The 23202-nt window shown below is 51.2% G+C and carries 23 protein-coding genes; 10 read left to right on the top strand and 13 right to left on the bottom strand.

The features are described from left to right. Positions 1-3 precede the first annotated feature (3 nt). From dsbD to aspA, 4 genes are all read right to left on the bottom strand, one after another. Complete coding sequence (gene dsbD, locus AACU94_RS18530) at positions 4-1701, bottom strand: protein-disulfide reductase DsbD (protein ID WP_135490011.1); 1698 nt, start codon at positions 1699-1701, stop codon at positions 4-6. Then, positions 1677-2015: a divalent cation tolerance protein CutA gene (gene cutA / locus AACU94_RS18525; protein WP_064525746.1), complete on the bottom strand. Its 339-nt coding sequence runs from the start codon at positions 2013-2015 to the stop codon at positions 1677-1679. The genes dsbD and cutA overlap by 25 nt, the downstream gene beginning before the upstream one ends. 115 nt (positions 2016-2130) lie before the next feature. Further along, positions 2131-3432, bottom strand: coding sequence for an anaerobic C4-dicarboxylate transporter DcuA (dcuA, locus tag AACU94_RS18520; protein WP_130216753.1), 1302 nt, complete (start codon positions 3430-3432; stop codon positions 2131-2133). Positions 3433-3549: 117 nt separating this feature from the next. Beyond that, positions 3550-4986: an aspartate ammonia-lyase gene (aspA, locus tag AACU94_RS18515; protein WP_130205949.1), complete on the bottom strand. Its 1437-nt coding sequence runs from the start codon at positions 4984-4986 to the stop codon at positions 3550-3552. A gap of 336 nt (positions 4987-5322) precedes the next feature. Between aspA and AACU94_RS18510 the strand changes: the two genes are divergently transcribed. After that, positions 5323-5799, top strand: a complete 477-nt coding sequence (locus AACU94_RS18510) for an FxsA family protein (protein ID WP_135385148.1) — start codon at positions 5323-5325, stop codon at positions 5797-5799. A 15-nt stretch (positions 5800-5814) separates the two neighbouring features. Here AACU94_RS18510 and yjeH read toward each other — a convergent pair whose 3' ends face one another. After that, complete coding sequence (gene yjeH, locus AACU94_RS18505) at positions 5815-7071, bottom strand: L-methionine/branched-chain amino acid transporter (protein ID WP_135490010.1); 1257 nt, start codon at positions 7069-7071, stop codon at positions 5815-5817. 275 nt (positions 7072-7346) lie between these two features. Here yjeH and AACU94_RS18500 point away from each other — a divergent pair, with 275 nt between their 5' ends. The 4 genes from AACU94_RS18500 to AACU94_RS18485 all read left to right on the top strand — a co-directional run bounded on the left by AACU94_RS18500 (position 7347) and on the right by AACU94_RS18485 (position 12698). After that, complete coding sequence (locus tag AACU94_RS18500) at positions 7347-7640, top strand: co-chaperone GroES (RefSeq protein ID WP_001026276.1); 294 nt, start codon at positions 7347-7349, stop codon at positions 7638-7640. A 43-nt stretch (positions 7641-7683) separates the two neighbouring features. After that, positions 7684-9321 (top strand): chaperonin GroEL, encoded by a 1638-nt coding sequence (gene groL, locus AACU94_RS18495; RefSeq protein ID WP_105288839.1) that lies wholly within the window; start codon positions 7684-7686, stop codon positions 9319-9321. A 1097-nt stretch (positions 9322-10418) separates the two neighbouring features. Beyond that, positions 10419-12086 (top strand): group II intron reverse transcriptase/maturase, encoded by a 1668-nt coding sequence (gene ltrA, locus AACU94_RS18490; protein ID WP_135490009.1) that lies wholly within the window; start codon positions 10419-10421, stop codon positions 12084-12086. Between the two features lie 258 nt (positions 12087-12344). After that, on the top strand, positions 12345-12698 hold the full coding sequence (locus tag AACU94_RS18485; protein WP_000558209.1) for a DUF4156 domain-containing protein: 354 nt from the start codon (positions 12345-12347) through the stop codon (positions 12696-12698). 202 nt (positions 12699-12900) lie between these two features. On the opposite strand, the gene AACU94_RS18480 is transcribed toward AACU94_RS18485, so the two are convergent. Beyond that, entirely contained in the window at positions 12901-13770 is an 870-nt protein-coding gene (locus AACU94_RS18480) for a YjeJ family protein (RefSeq protein ID WP_135490008.1), read from the bottom strand. A 393-nt stretch (positions 13771-14163) separates the two neighbouring features. After that, entirely contained in the window at positions 14164-15192 is a 1029-nt protein-coding gene (gene epmB, locus AACU94_RS18475) for an EF-P beta-lysylation protein EpmB (protein ID WP_130221786.1), read from the bottom strand. A gap of 41 nt (positions 15193-15233) precedes the next feature. On the opposite strand from epmB, the gene efp reads away from it, so the two are divergent. The 4 genes from efp to sugE all read left to right on the top strand — a co-directional run bounded on the left by efp (position 15234) and on the right by sugE (position 16727). Next, on the top strand, positions 15234-15800 hold the full coding sequence (gene efp / locus AACU94_RS18470) for an elongation factor P (RefSeq protein ID WP_000257278.1): 567 nt from the start codon (positions 15234-15236) through the stop codon (positions 15798-15800). 51 nt (positions 15801-15851) lie between these two features. After that, the gene (gene ecnA / locus AACU94_RS18465; protein WP_064525758.1) at positions 15852-15977 is read left to right on the top strand and encodes a lipoprotein antitoxin entericidin A; all 126 of its coding nucleotides are present in this window, start codon (positions 15852-15854) and stop codon (positions 15975-15977) included. A 110-nt stretch (positions 15978-16087) separates the two neighbouring features. After that, entirely contained in the window at positions 16088-16234 is a 147-nt protein-coding gene (ecnB, locus tag AACU94_RS18460) for a lipoprotein toxin entericidin B (protein ID WP_000239596.1), read from the top strand. 175 nt (positions 16235-16409) lie between these two features. Continuing rightward, positions 16410-16727, top strand: a complete 318-nt coding sequence (gene sugE / locus AACU94_RS18455) for a quaternary ammonium compound efflux SMR transporter SugE (protein ID WP_130205961.1) — start codon at positions 16410-16412, stop codon at positions 16725-16727. Here the strand turns inward: sugE and blc are convergent. From blc to frdA, 6 genes are all read right to left on the bottom strand, one after another. Then, complete coding sequence (gene blc / locus AACU94_RS18450) at positions 16724-17257, bottom strand: lipocalin Blc (protein WP_135490007.1); 534 nt, start codon at positions 17255-17257, stop codon at positions 16724-16726. The genes sugE and blc overlap by 4 nt on opposite strands. 87 nt (positions 17258-17344) lie before the next feature. Next, positions 17345-18487 carry a BlaEC family class C beta-lactamase gene (locus tag AACU94_RS18445; RefSeq protein ID WP_135490006.1) on the bottom strand — a complete coding sequence of 381 codons (1143 nt, stop codon included), beginning with the start codon at positions 18485-18487 and terminating at the stop codon, positions 17345-17347. 62 nt (positions 18488-18549) lie between these two features. After that, entirely contained in the window at positions 18550-18909 is a 360-nt protein-coding gene (frdD, locus tag AACU94_RS18440) for a fumarate reductase subunit FrdD (protein WP_001299198.1), read from the bottom strand. A 10-nt stretch (positions 18910-18919) separates the two neighbouring features. After that, positions 18920-19315, bottom strand: coding sequence for a fumarate reductase subunit FrdC (gene frdC / locus AACU94_RS18435; RefSeq protein WP_001568431.1), 396 nt, complete (start codon positions 19313-19315; stop codon positions 18920-18922). 10 nt (positions 19316-19325) lie between these two features. Beyond that, entirely contained in the window at positions 19326-20060 is a 735-nt protein-coding gene (frdB, locus tag AACU94_RS18430; protein ID WP_064525766.1) for a fumarate reductase iron-sulfur protein, read from the bottom strand. Next, positions 20053-21861, bottom strand: coding sequence for a fumarate reductase (quinol) flavoprotein subunit (gene frdA, locus AACU94_RS18425; protein WP_130205969.1), 1809 nt, complete (start codon positions 21859-21861; stop codon positions 20053-20055). The genes frdB and frdA overlap by 8 nt, the downstream gene beginning before the upstream one ends. Before the next feature lie 324 nt (positions 21862-22185). Here frdA and epmA point away from each other — a divergent pair, with 324 nt between their 5' ends. Then, positions 22186-23163, top strand: coding sequence for an elongation factor P--(R)-beta-lysine ligase (gene epmA / locus AACU94_RS18420; protein WP_000004771.1), 978 nt, complete (start codon positions 22186-22188; stop codon positions 23161-23163). Positions 23164-23202: the final 39 nt, after the last annotated feature.

Below are 23202 nucleotides of genomic sequence, written 5' to 3'. Positions count from 1 at the left end.
CGTTCACGGTTGGCGATCGCGCAAATGTGCGCTGAAGGTTTCTGCATCCATAAAGCCCGTGATGCGCGCTTGTGGATGCTCCTGGCCTTGTCCGTCAAAAAAGAGAATTGTCGGTAGGCCAAGGACATTTAGATGCTTTAACAGCGCCACATCTTGTGCGTCGTTGGCTGTGACGTTGGCCTGAAGTAAGACCGTGTCTGCTAACGCTTTTTGCACCTGCGGGTCGCTGAAGGTGTATTTCTCAAACTCTTTACAGGCGACGCACCAGTCGGCATAGAGATCTAACATCACCGGTTTGCCTTTGGCTTCAGCGAGTGCCTGATTTAACTCATCTACCGTTTTGATTTGTGTAAAGTTGAGATGCGCCTGAGTTTGCGCGGTATGCGTCGCGCCAAATGCCCAATCCTGGAGTGGGCGCACGCTAACCAATGCTGCCGCCAGCAGGATAATTTGCACAATACGCATCCAGCCGCGTTTGGCCTGTAAGCTGGTGATAAAGGCCCAGCCAAAGAACGCGACACCCAGCGCCGACCACAAGCGTAATCCCCATATATCACCAATCACTCGCTCCAGCAGGAAGACCGGCAGTGCGAGGATCACAAAACCAAATGCGGTTTTGACCTGTTCCATCCACGGGCCGCTTTTCGGCAGCAGGCGGTTACCAAAGACGGTAATTAGCATCAGCGGCAGGCCCATGCCCAGCGCATAGAGATAAAGCGTGCCGCCGCCCAGCCACATGTTTCCGCTTTGGGCGATATACAGCAGAATCGCGCTAAGCGGTGCGGTGGTGCATGGCGAACAGATCAGCCCGGCAATCGCCCCCATCACAAACACACCGCCGGGCGAGCCACCTTGTTGGCGATTGCTCATTAGCGTGAGGCGCGTTTGCAGCGAAGAGGGGAGTTGCAGGGTAAACAAGCCAAACATCGACATCGCCAGCAAGGTAAAGACGATAGCGAGGCCGATAAGCACGTAAGGATGCTGTAGCGCTGCCTGGAACTGTAACCCTGCGGCGGCAACCACCAGACCCAGCGCCGTGTAGGTGAGCGCCATCCCCTGCACATAAGTAAAGGTCAGCAACAATGCTCTGGCAGTGGAGAGCCGCTGTTTACCGCCCAGCACGATACCGGAAATTAGAGGGTACATCGGCAGTACACATGGCGTGAAGGCGATACCGATACCAATCAACAACGCCCAAAGCGCGGAAAAGGGCAATTGCGCGACGGGCTGCTCTTGCTGCGGAACTGATGCAGACGGTGGCGTCGCGTTGTTAGTAACCACTTCGCTTAACGGAACGGTTTTGGTTTCTGGCGGATAACAAAAACCGGCGTCAGCACAGCCCTGGTAGGTGACAGTCAATGTCGCACCCGCACTTGCCTGGTTGATGGTCACAGGAAGCGTCAGCCGCTCGCGGTAAATCTCGCTTTTGCCGTAAAACTCATCTTCATGCCAGACGCCCTGGGGCAGCTGCACGTCGGTAATTTTCGCGTGTTCCGGCGTAATGCGGATCTGTTTACGGTAAAGATAGTAACCGTCTTTGATCTGCCAGCTCAGATTAAGCTCATGTTGGTTTTGCTGAAAATCAAAAGCAAAGGCTTGATCCGCGGGGACAAATTGTGAGCGTCCCGGCGCGTCGAATAATCCGGCAAAAACGGAAGTGCTGCAAAGTAGCAGGATCAGCGTAAAGATGCGTTGAGCCATGAGAGGTAATCTGTGTCTCCGTGTGTAACAGGTAAAACCAGAAGCTCCGGGGTTTGATACGGATGATGAGACTTCAGGCATTCCAGCAGTGCCTGCTGGTGAGATACGGTGGTTTTTAAAATCATCTGCACTTCGTATTCCTGTTCCAGTTTACCTTCCCAGTAATAGAGAGAGGTAGCGCCAGGAATCAAGGTTGCGCAGGCCGCCAGTTTTTCCGCCAACACTTTGGCGGCTAATTCCTGGGCCGTCGCTTCATCCGGCGCGGTGCACAACACCACGACGGACGCGGTATTCGAACTTTTTTCATCAAGCATAAACACCTCGCAAGAACAGATGGAACCGCAAGAGAGAGGTCACTATACAACGGACGGGGAAAGGATGTTAGTCGGCGGGAAAGAAAGCGGGGCGTGAACGCCCCGCGATTTGTCATTACAGCATCACGCTGCCCAGCAAGAAGCCGAAGCAAACGGCCAGGGCAACACCCAGAGTACCTGGGATAAAGAACGGATGGTTGAAGACGAATTTACCGATACGAGTGGTACCCGTGTCATCCATCTGTACCGCAGCAACCAGCGTCGGGTAGGTCGGCAGAATGAACAGACCAGACACGGCTGCGAAAGAAGCTACAGCGGTCAGTGGAGAAACGTTCAGCGCCAGAGCCATCGGCATCAGTGCTTTTGCAGTTGCAGCCTGAGAGTACAGCAGAGCAGAAGCAAAGAAGAAGATAACAGCCAGCAGCCACGGATGACCCTGAATGACTTCACCAGCGGTATCTTTGATCCAGTCGATGTTGTTGGAAACGAAAGTATCGCCCAGCCATGCAACACCCAGGATACAAATACAGGCGCTCATACCTGCTTTGAAGGTGCTGGAGTTGAGGATGTTGTCGGTGTCCACTTTGCAAAGAACAGTGGTCAGGGTTGCAACGCTCAACATGATAATCAGGATAGCGTTAGTGGTGTTCATCAGCGGTTTTTCAACCAGGCCCATGCTCGGGCTGTTGATAATCGCGTAGATAACCACGCCAACTACGCCCAGCAGGAACAGCCAGACGGACGTTTTTGCACCGGATTTGATTTCAATCTGCTTCTCACCGCGCAGTTCAACCAGACCTTCTTCCAGACGCTTGCGATAAATCGGATCGTCAGACAGTTTGGAGTTGAAAAGCATGGTTACCAGGAAGGACATCACCAGAACTGCCAGCAGGGTAGACGGGATGACCACAGAGAGCAGATGCAGGTAGCTGATGCCATGACCTTCCATCACGGAAGACATGTAAACCACCGCCGCAGAGATTGGCGATGCGGTGATCGCAATCTGCGCGGATACCACTGCAGTAGACAGCGGACGGCAAGGTTTAACGCCTTGTTCTTTCGCAACTTCAGCGATAACTGGCAGTGTTGCCAGAGAGATGTTGCCGGTACCAGCAAAGATGGTCAGGAAATAGGTTACGATCGGTGCAAGGATCGTGATGTATTTCGGGTTACGGCGCAGCAGCTTTTCTGTCTGGTGAACCAGATAGTCCAGACCGCCAGCAACCTGCATAGCAGAAATAGCAGCGATAACCGCCATGATAATGGAAATGACATCGAATGGGATGTTACCAGGCTTGACGCCGATAGCGGCAAGAACCAGCACCCCCAATCCACCTGCAAAACCAATACCAATTCCCCCTAATCTGGCGCCCAAGAAGATCGCCAGCAAAACGATGATGAGTTCTACAACTAGCATATTAGCCTTCCTTGTTTTTTAACAAGTTGATATCAGGTTGTTGTTTTTAAGTTACTGCTCACAAGAAAAAAGGCACGTCGTCTGACGTGCCTCTTTTATTTGTACTACCCTGTACGATTACTGTTCGCTTTCATCAGTATAGCGTTTTGCTTTGTAAGCCGGATGCATCAGGTTCTGTACGGAGAAAATATCGTCTAGTTCTGCTTCAGTCAACAGACCGCGCTCCAGAACGACTTCACGTACGCTCTTACCGGTTTCGGCACAGATTTTACCCACGATGTCACCGTTGTGGTGGCCGATGAATGGGTTCAGGTAAGTGACGATACCGATAGAGTTGTAAACGTAACCTTCGCACACTTCTTTGTTAGCAGTGATGCCGTTAACGCATTTTTCCAGCAGGTTGTAGCAAGCGTTGGTCAGAATGTGAACGGATTCAAACATGGCCTGGCCAATGACCGGCTCCATAACGTTCAGCTGCAGCTGACCCGCTTCTGCTGCCATGGTAACAGTGATGTCGTTACCGATGACTTTGAAGCAAACCTGGTTAACCACTTCCGGAACAACTGGGTTTACTTTAGCTGGCATAATGGAAGAGCCCGCCTGCAGTTCCGGCAGGTTGATCTCGTTCAGGCCGGCACGTGGGCCAGAAGAGAGCAAGCGCAGGTCGTTACAGATTTTGGACATCTTCACAGCCATGCGTTTCAGCGCGCCATGCACCATAACGTATGCGCCGCAGTCAGAGGTCGCTTCGATCAGGTCTTCAGCAGGTACGCATGGGAAGCCAGTGACTTCAGCCAGTTTTTTCACTGCCAGCGGAGAGTACTCTTTCGGCGTGTTCAGGCCAGTACCGATTGCAGTTGCGCCGAGGTTAACTTCCAGCAGCAGTTCAGCGGTACGTTCGATGTTTTTCACTTCTTCTTTCAGCAGGATGCTGAAAGCGCGGAATTCCTGACCGAGGGTCATCGGTACTGCGTCCTGCAGCTGGGTACGACCCATTTTCAGGATGTCCTGGAATTCGACAGCTTTACGTTCAAAGCCTTCACGCAGTTGGTTAATAGCATCTACCAGTTTAATCAGAGAAGAGTAAACTGCGATGCGGAAACCGGTCGGGTAGGCGTCGTTAGTGGACTGGCATTTGTTAACGTGGTCGTTCGGGTTCAGGTACTGATATTCACCTTTCTGGTGACCCATCAGTTCCAGACCGATATTGGCCAGCACTTCGTTGGTGTTCATGTTTACGGAAGTACCTGCGCCGCCCTGGTAGACGTCTACCGGGAACTGATCCATGCATTTTCCGTTATTCAGGACTTCATCACATGCGGCAATGATTGCATTCGCTACACTTTTAGGAATGGTTTGCAGCTCTTTGTTTGCCATAGCTGCGGCTTTTTTAACCATTACCATACCGCGAACAAATTCAGGAATATCGCTGATTTTGTTGTTGCTGATATAGAAGTTTTCAATCGCTCTCAGAGTGTGAACACCATAGTAGGCATCAGCTGGAACTTCCCTGGTACCCAACAGATCTTCTTCGATACGAATGTTGTTTGACATGTGAACCTTCTTTTTCAAGCTGCCAATGATTTGCTGTAAACACACAGAATATATGTGGTTTCGAATGTTTTTCGACCGACGATTATCCCCTGCATCGGCCGAATACCTGGGATCATATGCTGCTTGAGGATTTCTACCGTAATCTGGATCACTTTAAGTGTCGGTTTTTACCCCTTAATTATTAATTTGTGAAATAGATCACCGCTTTGGGATTACTACCAAAAATAGTTGCGCAAACATCTTGAAATTTTGCTAATGACCACAATATAAGCTGAACGCGATTCGCAACCCATTCAGGCGACCAGATTTAACTGGTTGCTATTACAGGAGAAACCTTTGCGCTGGTTACCTTTAATTGCCGTTTTCCTTTATGTCTATATTGAGATTTCAATCTTTATTCAGGTTGCTCATGTCCTGGGGGTATTGCTGACCCTCGTGCTGGTTATATTCACCTCAGTTATTGGTATGTCACTGGTACGTAACCAGGGCTTTAAGAATTTTGTGCTGATGCAACAAAAAATGGCGGCGGGAGAAAACCCAGCGGCGGAAATGATTAAAAGTGTTTCGTTGATCATTGCCGGTTTGCTGCTTTTATTACCGGGCTTTTTCACCGATTTCCTCGGTCTTCTTCTTTTATTACCGCCAGTGCAAAAGCACCTGACGGTGAAGCTGATGCCGCATTTGCGCTTTTCCCGTATGCCGGGCGGCGGATTTAGCGCCGGGACTGGTGGCGGTAATACTTTTGATGGTGAGTATCAACGAAAGGATGATGACCGCGACCGCCTTGATCATAAAGACGATCGCCAGGATTAATGACGAAACGCCGGATTATGTGGTTATGCCATTTTCCGGCGTTTTTCGTTTTGGCAGAAATAGCCATAACCCCGCCAGCATGATCAGGGCATATAAACTTTTCCAGCCGACCATCGCCAGTAACAGAACACATAACAGCCCGCCAATTACCGCCAGTAGTCGATAACGTCCTTGCAATAATTTACAGCCTGCCAGCATGCATAACAGGTAAATCATAATAAAGATGCCATTGGCATAGATGATAAGTGCGTCCAGATTGATCTCTAACATATGGATCGCCAACGTGCTCACCACGCAACAGCCGAGTACGGCATTAAGGGCATTAATCGGGATATAACGAGAAGAGAGGCGTGCCAGGCAGTGGTCAGGATTGTGTTGCGCCTGCGACCAGACTAATCGGGCGAAGCTCTGTATATAAATGTTGAGACTGGCAAAGCAGGCCAGATAGCCAATCACGCAGGCAATCCACAACGCTCCTACACCGAACAGCTGCACCACAATTTTTGGAAGCGATGCTGCCGCCGCCATTTTTTCACCATAGGCGTCGAAGTGTAAGACGACAACCGTACAGCCCCAATAGACTAATCCTGCCAGCAACAGACCAATCATCAGAGCGCGGGGAAAATCACGCTCTGGATTTTTAAATTCCGAGGCGAGATGGGCAAATGCCTCCAGACCGACAAAACACCAGAACATCACCGATAACGCAGCAAACAACCCGGAAAGTTCGATATTACCAGGTGCCGGGAAGGGGATATTCGCAGGTTTGATATCGCCCGCCCACCAGATAGCGACAATCAGCGCGACGATAAGCCCGGCAATCACCGTTTGTAGATTGGCACTGGAACTGGCTCCGCGAGTGCCGATGTACCACACCAGCGCCAGCGTACCAAGTTCTGCCAACAACAGTTGCCAACTATGCCAGCCAAACATTGCCTGGCCAAAGCCGGCGGCAATTTGTAGTGCAGCGGGCAGGCCTACGGGAATGACCGATAAAAATAGCCAGCCAGTGACTCGCTCAAGCCGCGAGCCAAACGCTATGCCAACGAAGTGCGCGACGCCGCCCGCACTGGGATAGTGGCGACCCAGCAGCGCAAAGACGATTGCAATCGGGAACACTAAGATAATCAAAACGGGCCACGCCCACAGGCTGGTATTGCCCGCTACCAGTGCAGCTAACGCAGGAACGGCAAACACGCCAGTGCCTAATAATGAGGTTGATAACAGGCCGATCCCCTGGGCCAGTCCCAGTTCTTGTTTGAGTCCACTCATGGGTTAATGTCCAATTGTGCCCAAAATTTGGGCAACTGCGCAGGATCTCGATGGTAGCACAATCAGATTCGCGTATGGCGGCGATGGAGAAATTGCGATGAAATGTGATGTGAATCAGGATTTTTACCCGATTTTGTACTGATCAGAATTTTTTTTCATTTGCCCCCTTGAAGGGGGAGAAGCCCATCCCCATTTCACTGGTCACCAGCCGGGAAACCACGTAAGGTCCGGCGTCACCCATAACAGATACGGACTTTCTCAAAGGAGAGTTATCAATGAATATTCGTCCATTGCATGATCGCGTGATCGTCAAGCGTAAAGAAGTTGAAACTAAATCTGCTGGCGGCATCGTTCTGACCGGCTCTGCAGCGGCTAAATCTACCCGTGGCGAAGTGCTGGCCGTTGGCAATGGCCGTATCCTTGAAAATGGCGAAGTGAAGCCGCTGGACGTGAAAGTTGGCGACATCGTAATTTTCAATGATGGCTACGGTGTGAAGTCTGAGAAGATCGACAATGAAGAAGTGTTGATCATGTCCGAAAGCGACATTCTGGCAATTGTTGAAGCGTAATCCGCGCACGACACTGAACATACGAATTTAAGGAATAAAGATAATGGCAGCTAAAGACGTAAAATTCGGTAACGACGCTCGTGTGAAAATGCTGCGCGGCGTAAACGTACTGGCAGATGCAGTGAAAGTTACCCTCGGTCCGAAAGGCCGTAACGTAGTTCTGGATAAATCTTTCGGTGCACCGACCATCACCAAAGATGGTGTTTCCGTTGCTCGTGAAATCGAACTGGAAGACAAGTTCGAAAACATGGGTGCGCAGATGGTGAAAGAAGTTGCCTCTAAAGCGAACGACACTGCAGGCGACGGTACCACCACCGCAACCGTACTGGCTCAGGCTATCATTACTGAAGGCCTGAAAGCTGTTGCCGCGGGCATGAACCCGATGGACCTGAAACGTGGTATCGACAAAGCCGTTACTGCTGCAGTTGAAGAACTGAAAGCGCTGTCCGTACCGTGCTCCGACTCTAAAGCGATTGCTCAGGTTGGTACTATCTCCGCTAACTCCGACGAAACCGTAGGTAAACTGATCGCTGAAGCGATGGACAAAGTCGGTAAAGAAGGCGTTATCACCGTTGAAGATGGTACTGGTCTGCAGGACGAACTGGACGTGGTTGAAGGTATGCAGTTCGACCGTGGCTACCTGTCTCCTTACTTCATCAACAAGCCGGAAACTGGTGCAGTAGAACTGGAAAGCCCGTTCATCCTGCTGGCTGACAAGAAAATCTCCAACATCCGCGAAATGCTGCCGGTTCTGGAAGCCGTTGCAAAAGCAGGCAAACCGCTGCTGATCATCGCTGAAGATGTTGAAGGCGAAGCGCTGGCAACTCTGGTTGTTAACACCATGCGTGGCATTGTGAAAGTCGCTGCGGTTAAAGCTCCGGGCTTCGGCGATCGCCGTAAAGCTATGCTGCAGGATATCGCAACCCTGACTGGCGGTACCGTAATCTCTGAAGAGATTGGTATGGAGCTGGAAAAAGCAACCCTGGAAGACCTGGGTCAGGCTAAACGTGTTGTGATCAACAAAGACACCACCACCATCATCGATGGCGTGGGTGAAGAAGCGGCAATTCAGGGCCGTGTTGCTCAGATCCGTCAGCAGATTGAAGAAGCAACTTCTGACTACGACCGTGAAAAACTGCAGGAGCGCGTAGCGAAACTGGCAGGCGGCGTTGCAGTTATCAAAGTTGGTGCTGCTACCGAAGTTGAAATGAAAGAGAAAAAAGCACGCGTTGAAGACGCCCTGCACGCGACCCGTGCTGCGGTAGAAGAAGGCGTGGTTGCTGGTGGTGGTGTTGCGCTGATCCGCGTAGCGTCTAAACTGGCTGACCTGCGTGGTCAGAACGAAGAACAGAACGTGGGTATCAAAGTTGCACTGCGTGCAATGGAAGCTCCGCTGCGTCAGATCGTACTGAACTGCGGTGAAGAACCGTCTGTTGTTGCTAACACCGTTAAAGCTGGCGACGGCAACTACGGCTACAACGCAGCAACCGAAGAATACGGCAACATGATCGACATGGGTATCCTGGATCCAACCAAAGTAACTCGTTCTGCTCTGCAGTACGCAGCTTCTGTGGCTGGCCTGATGATCACCACCGAGTGCATGGTTACCGACCTGCCGAAAAACGATGCAGCTGACTTAGGCGCTGCTGGCGGTATGGGCGGCATGGGTGGCATGATGTAATGCGACGAGAGTCGCATTCCTCTGCGTAACTGGCTGAATAAACTAGAGAAAATCTTCTCTTGCAGTTAGCTTATGCGCCCCGTGAGAGCGGGTCAAGTACCCGCTCTCACAAAATCCCTAGCGTAGCATAAGGTGGAACCGTTTCGACGGTGGAATACGCACCCGCAGTTTGGGTTACCTTTCAGTAATGGACAGTAACGTGCCCATTACTTTCACTCCGTTATCTGTAGCAGTTTATTCTGCACAGAGTGCCCATCAGGGCAGACGTCGATCATTCCCGATTGACGTTACATCATCAACGATTATGGCGCGGTTTGCCATACATCATCACTTCATCCTTTCATGGATTCATGAACGGGGCGGGATCGTTTTGCTCGCGATCTTCACAAGAGGAATGCAGCGCAAGCTGTACCGATGATTGTTCTGTCGCTATTTTCTGAGCAGAAACAGCGAAGAAGAACCCGTTGTTCAGCCAACGGTAGCCTAGGGATAGTGCGTCACTGGTAACGGTGGGGTGCGGAGCTTCCTGACAACGTACTCCCGCGCAAGCGGCGGCTGGTATCCGCGAGGACGCCATCTGGATTGGTCTAACGACATGACCATGAGAGGCCAGGCTGTATCGTAAGGTTAACGTACGTGAACTGCTGTTAAACACCGTCAGCCGCATTGAGCGTAAGTCGTTGATACGCTCTGACCAAAAAGGTGGGTGGACAGGTTATCCCTTTTACATCTGGGGATACGCTGATATGAGCGCCACCGGTGGATAGGCAGAACCTAACCGATACGTGTCATCTGTACGGAACTCGGTAAGCCCGTATATTCGCCTCAAAGAGGCAGGGGAGTCGTAAGGCGAACTGTTGGGTATGCGGGTAAGGGAGACTGGAGAAAGCAAACGCCGCGCTGTAATGGCGTGGATAGAGGCATGAAACAGGGCTTCACCGGAAACGGGGCAGACTTCCAGTTGGTCTTAAATCGTAATAAGGCTTGTAAAGCTTATTGAATGTAAACCCCGAGGGGCGAAACGTGATTTCTCCCTCGGGGGAAATCCACGTTCGTCCTCAGGGTGCTCTCCACAGAGCATTCAGGAGGATAGCAAGGTGAATACCGAAACGCGAGTTGAATCGCAGGTGGTATCTGCATCTTCCCGCCCGGAAAGGTGGCACGCCATTGACTGGCGTAAAACCTCAGAAGCGGTGAGAAAGCTACAGGTACGCATTGCGAAGGCAGCACTTCGGCAGGAGTGGCGGCGGGTAAAAGCGCTGCAACGAATGCTGACCCGTTCGCTGGCGGCTAAGGCATTAGCGGTCAGACGAGTCACGGAAAACCGGGGCAAGAATACCCCCGGTGTGGATGGAAAGTTATGGAGTACCCCGAAAACCAAATGGGAGGCTATCTTCGATATGAAGAGAACCGGATATCACCCTAAACCGCTGCGGCGGGTGTATATCCCGAAGTCGAACGGCAAGTTGCGTCCGCTCGGGATACCGACCATGAGAGACAGGGCTATGCAGGCGTTATACCTGCTGGCGCTGGAACCCGTGTCGGAAACCACCGCTGACCGCAACAGTTATGGTTTTCGTCCGATGCGTTCAACGGCAGACGCCATTGAACAGTGCTTTGTGGCGCTCAGTCGGGGCAACTCGGCGCAGTGGGTGCTGGAGGGCGACATCAAAGGGTGCTTCGATAACATCAGCCATGACTGGTTACTGACGCATATCCCGATGGATAAGCAGGTGCTGGGTAAGTGGCTGAAGGCAGGCTACATGGAGTCCGGTCATTACCACGCAACCGGTGCGGGAACGCCTCAGGGCGGCATTATCTCGCCGATATTGGCCAATATGGCGCTTGATGGTCTGGAAGCGGTGCTTGAATCCCGGTTTGGGATGAAGAACACCAAAGCCAGCTACAAGACCAAGGTCAATTATGTGCGCTATGCGGATGATTTCATTATTAACGGCATTTCGAAAGAATTGCTGGAGAATGAAGTCAAACCTCTCGTTGAAGCCTTTATGGCGGAGCGGGGGCTGCAATTGTCGCCGGAGAAAACGGTGATAACGCACATTGAGCAGGGTTTTGACTTCCTCGGTCAGAACGTGCGCAAGTATCGCGGGAAAATGCTGATAAAGCCTTCCCGTAAGAACCTGCGAACGTTTCTGGCGAAAGTGAGGAACATCGTGAAGCGTCATCCGACGCAGCCGCAGAACTGGTTGATACGTCAGCTCAATCCGGCATTACGGGGTTGGGCGAACTATCACCGGCATGTGGTGGCGAAGGAGACATTCAGCTATGTGGATTACCGTGTCTGGAAATTGCTCTGGCGCTGGTGTTGCAGGCGGCATAAAAACCGCTACAAACGCTGGGTGAAGGCGAAATACTTTCACACGGTGGGCAACCGGCACTGGACGTTTCAATGGCGGGAGGATAAGGAAAATCCGGTGACTTTAGTTTATGCAAAAGACACCGTCATTAAACGGCACATCAAGATAAAGGCGGAGGCTAACCCTTATCTGCCTGAATGGGAACTGTACTTCGAGCAGCGCCTTGAGCGTCACTGGAAGGAAACCATGCAGGGCAGGAAGAAGTTGCTGGCGCTCTGGCTCAGGCAGGAAAAACGCTGCCCACTCTGTAACCAGTTAATTACGATGGAAACAGGCTGGCACGTTCACCATAAGCACCAGAAACATCTGGGCGGCGGTGACGAGCTTGAGAATCTGGTGATGTTGCATCCGGGCTGTCACATTCAGTTTCACGTGAATGAGGAATAAAAAGATGCTGCCGGTTCAACCCGTCGGTTGAACTTATTAAGGCTTGAGCCGTATGCGGGGAAACTCGCTCGTACGGTTCTTAGGGGGCGGCGGCGCAGTAATGCGCTGCTGCTACCCGACATTGCCCTGCACCTCGCAGAAATAAAGAAACCCCCGGGCAGAAATGTCTGGGGGTTTTTCTTTTGGTCATCTTTCTAGTATAAGATTCAGACACGGACGACGCGAGTTGCGTCCAGCTCATTGATTATGGGGAATAACATGCACGTAAAATACTTAGCAGGGATTGTCGGTGCCGCGCTACTGATGGCGGGTTGTAGCTCCAGCAACGAATTGAGCGCTGCCGGACAGAGCGTTCGCATCGTGGACGAGCAACCAGGTGCAGAGTGCCAGCTGATTGGTACTGCTACTGGTAAGCAAAGTAACTGGCTTTCCGGACAACACGGTGAAGAGGGCGGTTCTATGCGTGGTGCGGCAAACGATCTGCGCAACCAGGCGGCAGCAATGGGTGGTAACGTGATTTATGGTATCAGCAGCCCGTCGCAGGGCATGTTGTCCAGCTTTGTCCCGACTGACAGCCAGATTATCGGTCAGGTATATAAGTGCCCGAACTGATGGGATCCAGAGGCTGGGTGACAAACGTATAATTGCCTGATGCGCTTCGCTTATCAGGCCTACATCAGGCATTGCAACTGATTGAATGCTTGAGAATTTGTAGGCCGGATAAGGCGTTTACGCCGCATCCGGCATGATCAACGATCACGTTATCAGTCATTTCAGGCTGGATGGCTCCAGCCTCGCATTAGCAAAGATGGGATTATTTCGCCTGTGGTGCAGTTTTGCTGATGGATTGAACGCGTAGGTGATGCAGTGCGCGCAGGCATTGATCCTGGGTCAGTGGTTGGGCGTTATTGGCTGCCACAGTACGAACGTAGACCTGACACGGCACTCCAGCGAGCTTTTTCAGTCGAGGACTGAAATCAAGCATCCGGCGAGTGATAGCCTCCACTTCTTTACCCGGTGTTGCTTCACGCGTTTTCACTACTGCACCGCTAAATTGCTCTTTGCCACCTTCATCTTTAAAGCGATAAAGTACGGCCAGATAATGACTAAACAGATTATGTTTCCATTCTGGTTGGGAATAGGTGTCATATTCCAGATTGCCATTGTCCTGGCAGTCGACGTCATATAACGGCAGAAAATCTAATAGCGATGTAATACGTAATGCTAGCTCACGCATTTCAGCATTATTAATTGCATGAATGATTGCCCGCGCCAGCATTTCAATTTGCAGCTCATTGACCACTAATTCGCATTTGCTGCCATCATGTAGCGTTAATGCGAAATTAAGATTTTCGCCCTGATTATCGGTAAGTTCCAGCGCGTTAACCCGGCGATTAATATCGGCATTTTTAAGCTCATCAACCAGAATTTCCGGGATGTTTTCTGCCATTTTCTTAATGACTTTATCGCGAGCTTGCTCATACTGAAGGCGTGCATCAGCATCCAGTTTATGCTTTTGATGCAGACGACTTTCCAGCGCAATCAACAGATCTCGCAGTTCCATGACAGACATAAAGAACAACGATTCTTTATTGCGAGGCTCTTTAATTTTCAGCGCCAGTGCAATGAAATTATTACTCTTGCGAATAACACCGATATTAACACCCTTGATGCTTATGGCCATGTAGGTTCTCCCTAACCATTTCTCAATTAAATAATTAATTTTAATTTATAAGCCAGATAAATGGGCTTGGTAGTAATAGTTGTTAAAATAACATAAATAGCCGTGCTCACTCTATATAAACAGAAAAGAAAGGTTAATTATTGGTGTTGGCTATATAAAGAGTAAAAATAGCAATGTATATGAATAATTAAAGGTTATGCAACGGGCAAAGATTAAACTTCCCTGTAAAATGACAGGTCGCTGTACTGCGTTTGTTGCTCTTGCCGGATGCGGCGTAAACGCCTTATCCGGCCTACAGTTCATTGAAAATTCATTTAATTTCAATGCACGATGTAGGCCTGATAAGCGTAGCGCATCAGGCAATTTTAATGTTTAACTTCCCTGTTTAATCAGTTACTGCTGGCGTAGTTGGAGATCCAGCGGCGTTTTGCTGGGTTCGCCACCAATCTCGCGCGCCAGTTTTGGCACCAGATATCCCGATACTAACGTCAGCAACTCACGCATAATCTGCCGCGCTTCATCATCGCTCACCATGAAATGCGCCGCGCCCTGCACTTTATCGAGCACATGCAGGTAATAGGGCATCACACCGGCGTCAAACAATGCATTACTCAGATTTGCCAGCGTTTGCGCGTTATCGTTCACGCCACGTAACAGAACGCTTTGGTTAAGCAGGGTGACGCCGACACGGCGCAATTTAGCCATCGCCTGACGGAACGTTTCATCTACCTCATTGGCATGGTTGATGTGATTCACCAGCAAGATTTGCAGCGTAGAACGGGCAAAGCGTTCAACCAGCGCCTCGGTGATACGTGCCGGGATCACAATCGGCAGACGGCTGTGAATCCGCAGACGTTTGATATGTGGGATGGCTTCCAGTTGCGTTAACAACCAGTCCAGTTCGTGATCTTTCGCCATCAGCGGATCGCCGCCGGAGAAAATAATCTCGTCCAGTTCCGGATGCGCAGCAACATACTCAAGTGCCGTCTTCCAGTTTCGCTTGTTGCCCTGATTTTCGGCATACGGGAAGTGGCGACGGAAGCAATAGCGGCAATTTACCGCGCAGCCGCCTTTGACCAGCAATAGAGCCCGGTTGTGGTATTTATGCAACAAACCAGGCACTACGCTGTGCTGTTCTTCCAACGGGTCGGTGGAGAATCCGGGCGCGACGACAAACTCATCTTGCGAGGTAAGTACCTGACGCAAAAGTGGATCGTCTGGATTGCCTTTCTCCATGCGATCGATAAATGAGCGGGGCACGCGCAGGGCAAACAGCTTTTTGGCGCTGCGTCCGGCCAACAGTTTTTCGTCCGCGTCTATATTCAAAAGACGCAGAAGTTCATCAGGATCGGTCACAACATCGGCAAGTTGCGCTAACCAATCTTCTCTGGATGGGGTATTTAGGGTTACAATATGCGCCATTTTGTGGCTTAGCTACCAATTAATAAATTTCAGAGGGCCTTATGGCAACGTACTATAGCAACGATTTTCGTGCTGGTCTTAAAATCATGTTAGATGGCGAACCTTACGCGGTTGAAGCCAGTGAATTCGTGAAACCGGGTAAAGGTCAGGCATTCGCTCGCGTTAAACTGCGCCGTCTACTGACTGGCACTCGCGTAGAAAAAACCTTCAAATCTACCGATTCCGCTGAAGGCGCTGATGTTGTCGATATGAACCTGACTTACCTGTACAACGACGGTGAGTTCTGGCACTTCATGAACAACGAAACTTTCGAGCAGCTGTCTGCTGATGCAAAAGCAATTGGCGACAACGCTAAATGGCTGCTGGATCAGGCAGAGTGCATCGTAACTCTGTGGAATGGTCAGCCGATCTCCGTTACTCCGCCGAACTTCGTTGAACTGGAAATCGTTGATACCGATCCGGGTCTGAAAGGTGATACCGCAGGTACTGGCGGCAAACCGGCTACCCTGTCTACTGGCGCTGTGGTTAAAGTTCCGCTGTTCGTACAGATCGGCGAAGTCATCAAAGTGGATACCCGCTCTGGTGAATACGTCTCTCGCGTGAAGTAATGCGGTTGTGGTGCGGCCTGTGGGCTGCACCATCACTTTCTCAGGTCAGAGATGATGAAACGCCTTATCCTTCTTGTTTTGCTTGCCAGTGCGCTGCTCACGGGCTGTAACACCGCACGCGGTTTTGGTGAAGACATTAAACATCTCGGTAATTCCATCTCCCGCGCAGCCAGCTAATTTTTCTTCTCTTCGTAAAAATCATCAGATTTCCGTCATTTTCGGTGGTGTTGTCTATTATTAATTTGCTATAGGCAAACACAAATAACATTACCTAAAAGGAAGACGTTATGGTGAAGAAGACAATTGCAGCGATCTTTTCTGTTCTGGTGCTTTCAACAGTATTGACTGCCTGCAACACCACGCGTGGCGTTGGTGAAGATATCTCCGACGGCGGTAACGCGATTTCTGGCGCAGCGACGAAAGCGCAGCAATAAGCAATAACGGTACGACAAGTTTGTCGTGCCGTTTATTTTTTCAGCGATAGTCACTAAGGTAATAGTTGAAATTCCCCTGCTACCAGGCAAAATATCCGTTCAACCATCAGCTTTGCAGGACGACCTGCAAACGCTTCTTTTCACCGGGGACGGCCCCATTTCTCCGGAGTTTTATATGTCCTGGATTATCTTATTTATTGCTGGGTTGCTGGAAGTCGTCTGGGCTGTTGGCCTGAAATATACCCACGGCTTTAGTCGTTTGACGCCAAGTGTTATTACCGTGACGGCGATGATTGTCAGTATGGCGCTGCTCGCCTGGGCGATGAAGTCATTACCTGTAGGGACGGCTTATGCTGTCTGGACGGGGATTGGCGCAGTCGGCGCGGCTATCACCGGCATTGTGCTGCTCGGCGAGTCCGCTAACCCGATGCGCCTGGCAAGTCTGGCGTTAATTGTGGTGGGAATTATTGGTCTGAAACTCAGCACTCACTAACTACCGGGCTGCGGTACCCAAATAAACTTACTAACATCAAACCCTTCCCGGGTTGCGACTGCCAGCATCTCCTGTTTAACTTCGTCAGAAATGGTTGGCGTGCGAGAGAGTATCCACAGGTAGTCGCGGTCCGGGCCGCAAACCAGCGCGTGGCGGTACTCCCGGTCGAGCGCGATGACATTATAACCGCCGTAGAATGGCCCAAAGAACGACACTTTCAGGGCTGCGCGACGCGGATCTCCAGTAAAGTAGGCTTTTCCTTCACTCTGCTGCCACATCTCTCTGTCTGGGTTATAGCCTTTATTAATGACATTCAGGCCGCCGTCATCCCGCAGGCTATACGTCGCGGTCACTTTCTCCAGCCCGCGTTCAAAACGGTGATCAAAACGGGCAATCTCATACCACGTACCCAAATAGCGTTTGGTATCGAAATTATTTACCACAGTAACGCCACGCGGCGGTGTGGGAGAACTACAGGCAACCACCAGAAATGCAGCTGTCGCTGCGGCAACGAGAGGGAGCAGGCGCATAAATGTTTCCTTACTGGTTTTTTCTAAGTGTAGATGACAGCAAGGAAATGCGAAGAAAAGGTCCGAAAATTCGGACCCGATGAAATTTTACTGTAGAGCGTTGAGAATCTGCCAGGCGGCGGTAACTCTCGCTGGATTGGGATAATTTTTGTTAGCCAGCATCACAATACCCAGCTCTTTTTCTGGGATAAACGCGACATAGCTACCAAATCCGCCGGTCGCACCTGTTTTATGCACCCATGATGACCGCACAGCAGGAGCAGGGGGCGTAATTGCTTTTACTGGGCTTGTCGCCAGCGCAATTTTACTGTCGCTGCCATTGATGATGCTGTCAGGATTTACCGGCCAGTCCAGCATTTCCCAGCCCAGGCCCTGATACATATCGCCGGTTTGCCAGTAGCGAGATTGCGCCAGTTGTATCCCTTGCTGAAGTGTTTTGTCGTTGATATCACGGGGATTCATATTGCTTCGTACCCAGCGGGCCATATCTTCAATCGTCGATTTTACACCGTAAGCTTCAGCATCCAGCGCCCCTGGCGAAACATGCACTGCCTTACCTTCGCGATATCCCCAGGCGTAGTTCTTTTCTTCTGCGGGCGGCACATTAATCCACGTATGGTTGAGTTTGAGTGGCTGGAAAACACGATTTTGCATCGCCTGTTCAAAGCTCAAACCAGACGGCTTCACAGCCAGTGCGCCGAACAAACCGATACTGGAGTTTGCATACAGACGTTGTGTTCCTGGCGCCCATGCAGGCTGCCAGTTTTGATAGAAGCGCAGCAAGTCGCTTGAGGATTTCACCTCATCCGGCACCTGTAACGGCAGGCCGCCAGCGGTGTAGGTTGCGAGATGTAATAGTGTGATCCCATTCCACTGTTTAGCGGTAAGTTCAGGCCAGTATTTTGTGACGGGATCGTTTAGATTGATTTCCCCTCGAGCAATAGCGTCGCCACCAAGCACGCCCGTAAATGTTTTACTGACCGAGCCTAACTCAAACAACGTTTGCTGCGTGACGGGCCGCTTTTTTGCCACATCCGCGTAGCCCCAGGTAAAGTAATAAGGCTTACCCTGATAAATCACTGCAACGGCCATGCCGGGGATGTTTTGTTGCTCAACAAGTGGGGTAATAGTGTGATGCACAATATCGTTGATTTGTTGTTCGCTGTGGGTCGCGGCAAGAGCGGAGCAAGAGACGGTAATCAGTAAGGCGCAAAGCGTCGTTTTGAGCATAAGGTCTGGTTTCCATACAAAACGGCCCGCCATAGGCGGGCCGGATTTACATTGGCGATACGTTAGATTGTAACGATACCAATCAGCGTGACAACTGTCAGGATAGCAGCCAGACCGTAGAAAACCCATTTGCCCGCAGGCACGTGAATTTTCAGGTCGTGCATCGCGTGGTGCATACGGTGTAAACCACACCACAGCGGCAGGACGATCATCAGGAACAGGAATACGCGACCAATGAAGCTTTGCGCGAACGCCAGAACGCGTTCGTAGCTCAGTGCGTCACCCGGGAACAGACCCAGTGGCAGCAGAATGCCAACCAGCAGGATCATTACAGGCGCAATGATCGCACTCCACATGCCACCGGCCCCGAAGAGGCCCCAGAATACCGGTTCGTCAGAACGCTTTGGATTTGGATTAATCATCTCAGGCTCCTTACCAGTACAGGGCAACAAACAGGATTACGATGGTGGCAACCACGGTTACCGCCCAGAGACTTTTGATAATTGGCTCTGGTCCCATTTTTTCGTCTTTTACAATGATATTGGCCGCTTTCGGTGCCAGTTCAAACCAGGTTTTGGTGTGCAGCAGGGCTGCCGCCAGAGTAATCAGGTTAATGATCACGATAACCGGGTTTTGTAAAAAGTCGACGAATCCCGCCCAGGTTTCCGGGCCATTTTTCAGGGCAAACAGCCCGAAAATCAGTTCAATGCTGAACCACACAGCCGGAACCGCTGTGCCTTCGCGCAGCATGTAAAAGCGATAAAACGGCAATTTTTTCCACCAGGTGGACGTCATTGGCCGTACATACGGTTTACGTTTAGTCGTCATGTTGCACTCCTTAGCGTGGTTTCAGGGTCGCGATAAGAAAGTCTTTTGAACTTTCTACTTTGCCCTGCTGAATGGCCGCAGCCGGATCGACGTGTTTCGGGCAGACTTCGGAGCAGTAGCCCACGAAAGTACAGCTCCATACGCCGTTCTGGCTGTTTAACTGCGCCATACGCTCCTTCTTACCGTGGTCGCGGCTATCTTCGTTATAACGATGTGCCAGCGTAATGGCAGCCGGACCGATGAACTCTGGGTTCAGGCCGAACTGCGGGCATGCGGCATAGCACAGACCACAGTTGATGCAACCGGAGAACTGGTGATACTTCGCCATCTGCGCCGGGGTCTGGATGTTAGTACCCTGATCCGCGGTGCGGGAGTTGCCGATGATGTACGGTTTGATCGCTTCCAGACTTTCGATGAAGTGGGTCATATCGACCACCAGATCGCGTTCAATCGGGAAGTTAGCTAACGCTTCAACCTTCATGCCGTTGGTGTAGTCACGCAGGAAGGTTTTACATGCTAGTTTCGGCACGTTGTTAACCATCATGCCGCAGGAGCCACAAATCGCCATACGGCAGGACCAGCGGTAGCTCAGGTCCGGCGCAAGGTTGTCTTTGATATAGCCCAGCGCATCCAGCAATGAGGTGGTTTCATCATAAGGCACTTCATAGAATGCGCTATGCGGTGCGGTATCGACTTCCGGGTTATAACGCACCACCTCAATTTTCAGGTTTTTCATCTCAGCCATTCGCCTTCTCCTTCTTATTGGCTGCTTCCGCCTTATCGGCTGCATCCGCTTCGCCACCGTACATGCGTTTGGCCGGCGGCAGCTTAGTAATTTTCACGTCGCTGTACTCCAGGCGAGTAGTGCCATCAGCATCGCGGAAGGCGAGGGTGTGTTTGAGGAAGTTGATGTCGTCACGTTCAGTGCAACCTTCGTCCAGACGCTGGTGCGCGCCGCGGGACTCTTTACGTGCCATTGCGGAGTGCGCCATACATTCGGCAACGTTCAGACCGTGGCCCAACTCAATGGTGTAAAGCAGGTCGGTGTTGAACACGCTGGAAGTGTCGGTGATGCGAACGCGCTTGAAGCGTTCCTGCAGTTCCGCCAGCTTGTCGATGGTTTTCTGCATCAGTTCCGGCGTACGGTAGATACCGCAGCCTTCTTCCATGGCCAGGCCCATTTCGTCGCGGATCTTCGCCCAGTTTTCGCCGCCGTCCTGGTTAACCAGATCTTTCAGACGCTGTTCAACGCCAGCAACCTGGGCATTGATCGCGGCATCGTTGCCATTACCGGCAGTAGATGCGCGCTCCATTGCTTGCTCACCAGCCAGACGACCAAAGACCACCAGTTCCGCCAGGGAGTTGGAGCCCAGACGGTTTGCGCCGTGCAGACCTACAGAGGAACATTCGCCCACGGCGAACAGGCCCTTAATGCGGGTTTCGCAGTTCTGATCGGTTTCGATACCACCCATGGTGTAGTGCGCGGTCGGACGTACCGGAATCGGCTCTTTAACCGGATCGACGCCAACATAAGCTTTCGCCAGCTCACAGATGAACGGCAGACGTTCGTGCAGTTTTTTCTCGCCCAGGTGACGCAGGTCGAGGTAAACCACATCGCCACGCGGCGTGGAAATGGTGTTGCCTTTACGCCATTCGTGCCAGAAGGCCTGAGAAACTTTGTCGCGTGGACCCAGTTCCATGTATTTGTTTTTCGGCTCGCCCAGCGGAGTTTCTGGACCCATGCCGTAGTCTTGCAGATAACGGTAGCCATTTTTGTTGACCAGAATACCGCCTTCGCCACGGCAACCTTCGGTCATCAGGATACCGGAACCTGGCAGACCGGTTGGGTGATACTGAACGAATTCCATGTCACGCAGCGGAACACCGTGGCTCAGCGCCATACCCATACCGTCGCCAGTAACGATGCCGCCGTTGGTGTTGTAACGATAAACACGGCCAGCGCCGCCGGTTGCCATCACCACTGCGTTAGCACGGATCTGAACCAGCGTGCCTTCCATCATGTTCATTGCTACCAGGCCGCGAACATGACCATCATCAACCAGAATATCCAGCACGAAGTGTTCGTCAAAACGCTGGATCTGCGGGAATTGCAGAGAGGTCTGGAACAGAGTGTGAAGCATATGGAAGCCGGTCTTATCTGCGGCGAACCAGGTACGCTCGATTTTCATGCCGCCGAAGCGACGTACGTTCACGCTACCATCCGGGCGACGGCTCCATGGGCATCCCCACAGTTCCAGTTGGGTCATTTCGGTTGGGCAGTGGTGGACGAAATAATCCACAACATCCTGCTCACATAACCAGTCGCCACCCGCTACTGTATCGTTAAAGTGATAATCGAAGCTGTCATGATCCTGCGCGACAGCGGCGGAGCCACCTTCTGCAGCAACGGTATGGCTGCGCATTGGGTATACTTTTGAGATTAGTGCGATTTTTGCATTCGGATTTGCCTGCGCGGCAGCAATTGCAGCACGTAATCCCGCGCCACCGGCACCTACAATGGCAAGATCGGCTTGAAAGGTTTGCACGACATTCCTCCAGATTGTTTTTATCCCACATCCACGTACTTCAGGGTAAGTGCCTGAAAGTTACGGTCTGCGAACGCTATTCCACTGCTCCTTTATAGGTACAACAGTATAGTCTGATGGATAAGTCTGAAATTTGACGAGATCGATTTTTTTAGTGCGCAAGGGGGCTAAATTATCACTGAAGATGATTAATTTAATTACTAAACCATCAGATTGTGGTTTTTTTAGTCACCCCCCCTTGCTGAATGATTCCTGCGTAAAATTTGTCTCGCCGTCGCGTTGCGAGTAGACTTCGTGCCCTTGTTAAAAACTGGAGATTTCACTATGAGCGAAACGGCATCCTGGCAGCCGAGCGCATCCATTCCTAACTTATTAAAACGCGCGGCGATTATGGCGGAGATCCGTCGTTTCTTTGCCGATCGTGGAGTGCTGGAGGTGGAGACGCCTTGTATGAGCCAGGCGACGGTAACCGATATTCATTTGGTCCCGTTTGAGACACGTTTCGTTGGCCCCGGACACTCTCAGGGGATGAATCTCTGGTTAATGACCAGCCCTGAATATCACATGAAACGCCTGCTGGTTGCCGGTTGTGGCCCAGTATTCCAGCTGTGCCGCAGCTTCCGTAATGAAGAGATGGGACGTTATCACAACCCTGAGTTCACGATGCTGGAGTGGTATCGGCCGCATTATGATATGTACCGGTTGATGAACGAAGTTGACGATCTTCTGCAGCAAGTACTGGATTGCCCGGCTGCAGAAAGCCTTTCTTATCAGCAAGCCTTCTTACGTTATCTGGAAATTGATCCGCTCTCTGCGGATAAAACGCAGCTGCGGGAAGTGGCGGCGAAACTGGATCTGAGCAACGTTGCCGATACCGAAGAAGATCGCGATACACTGTTGCAGTTGCTGTTTACCTTTGGTGTGGAACCGAACATTGGTAAAGAAAAACCGACCTTTGTTTATCATTTCCCTGCCAGTCAGGCATCACTGGCGCAAATCAGTACCGAAGATCATCGGGTCGCAGAGCGCTTCGAGGTCTACTACAAAGGTATTGAGCTGGCGAATGGTTTCCACGAATTAACGGACGCCCGTGAACAGCAACAACGCTTTGAGCAGGATAACCGCAAACGTGCGGCGCGTGGTTTACCGCAGCATCCAATTGATCAAAACCTCATAGAAGCTCTGAAAGTCGGTATGCCTGACTGCTCCGGCGTGGCTCTGGGCGTTGATCGTCTGGTGATGTTGGCGCTGGGCGCGGAGACGCTTGCGGAAGTGATTGCCTTTAGCGTTGACCGGGCATAATTCTGAAAAATCATCTAATTAACCGTACAGAATGGCGTT

Origin of the sequence: Escherichia sp. E4702 (assembly GCF_963883545.1) — a bacterium.
Classification (GTDB): domain Bacteria; phylum Pseudomonadota; class Gammaproteobacteria; order Enterobacterales; family Enterobacteriaceae; genus Escherichia.
This window is presented reverse-complemented; position numbering and strand designations above follow the sequence as displayed.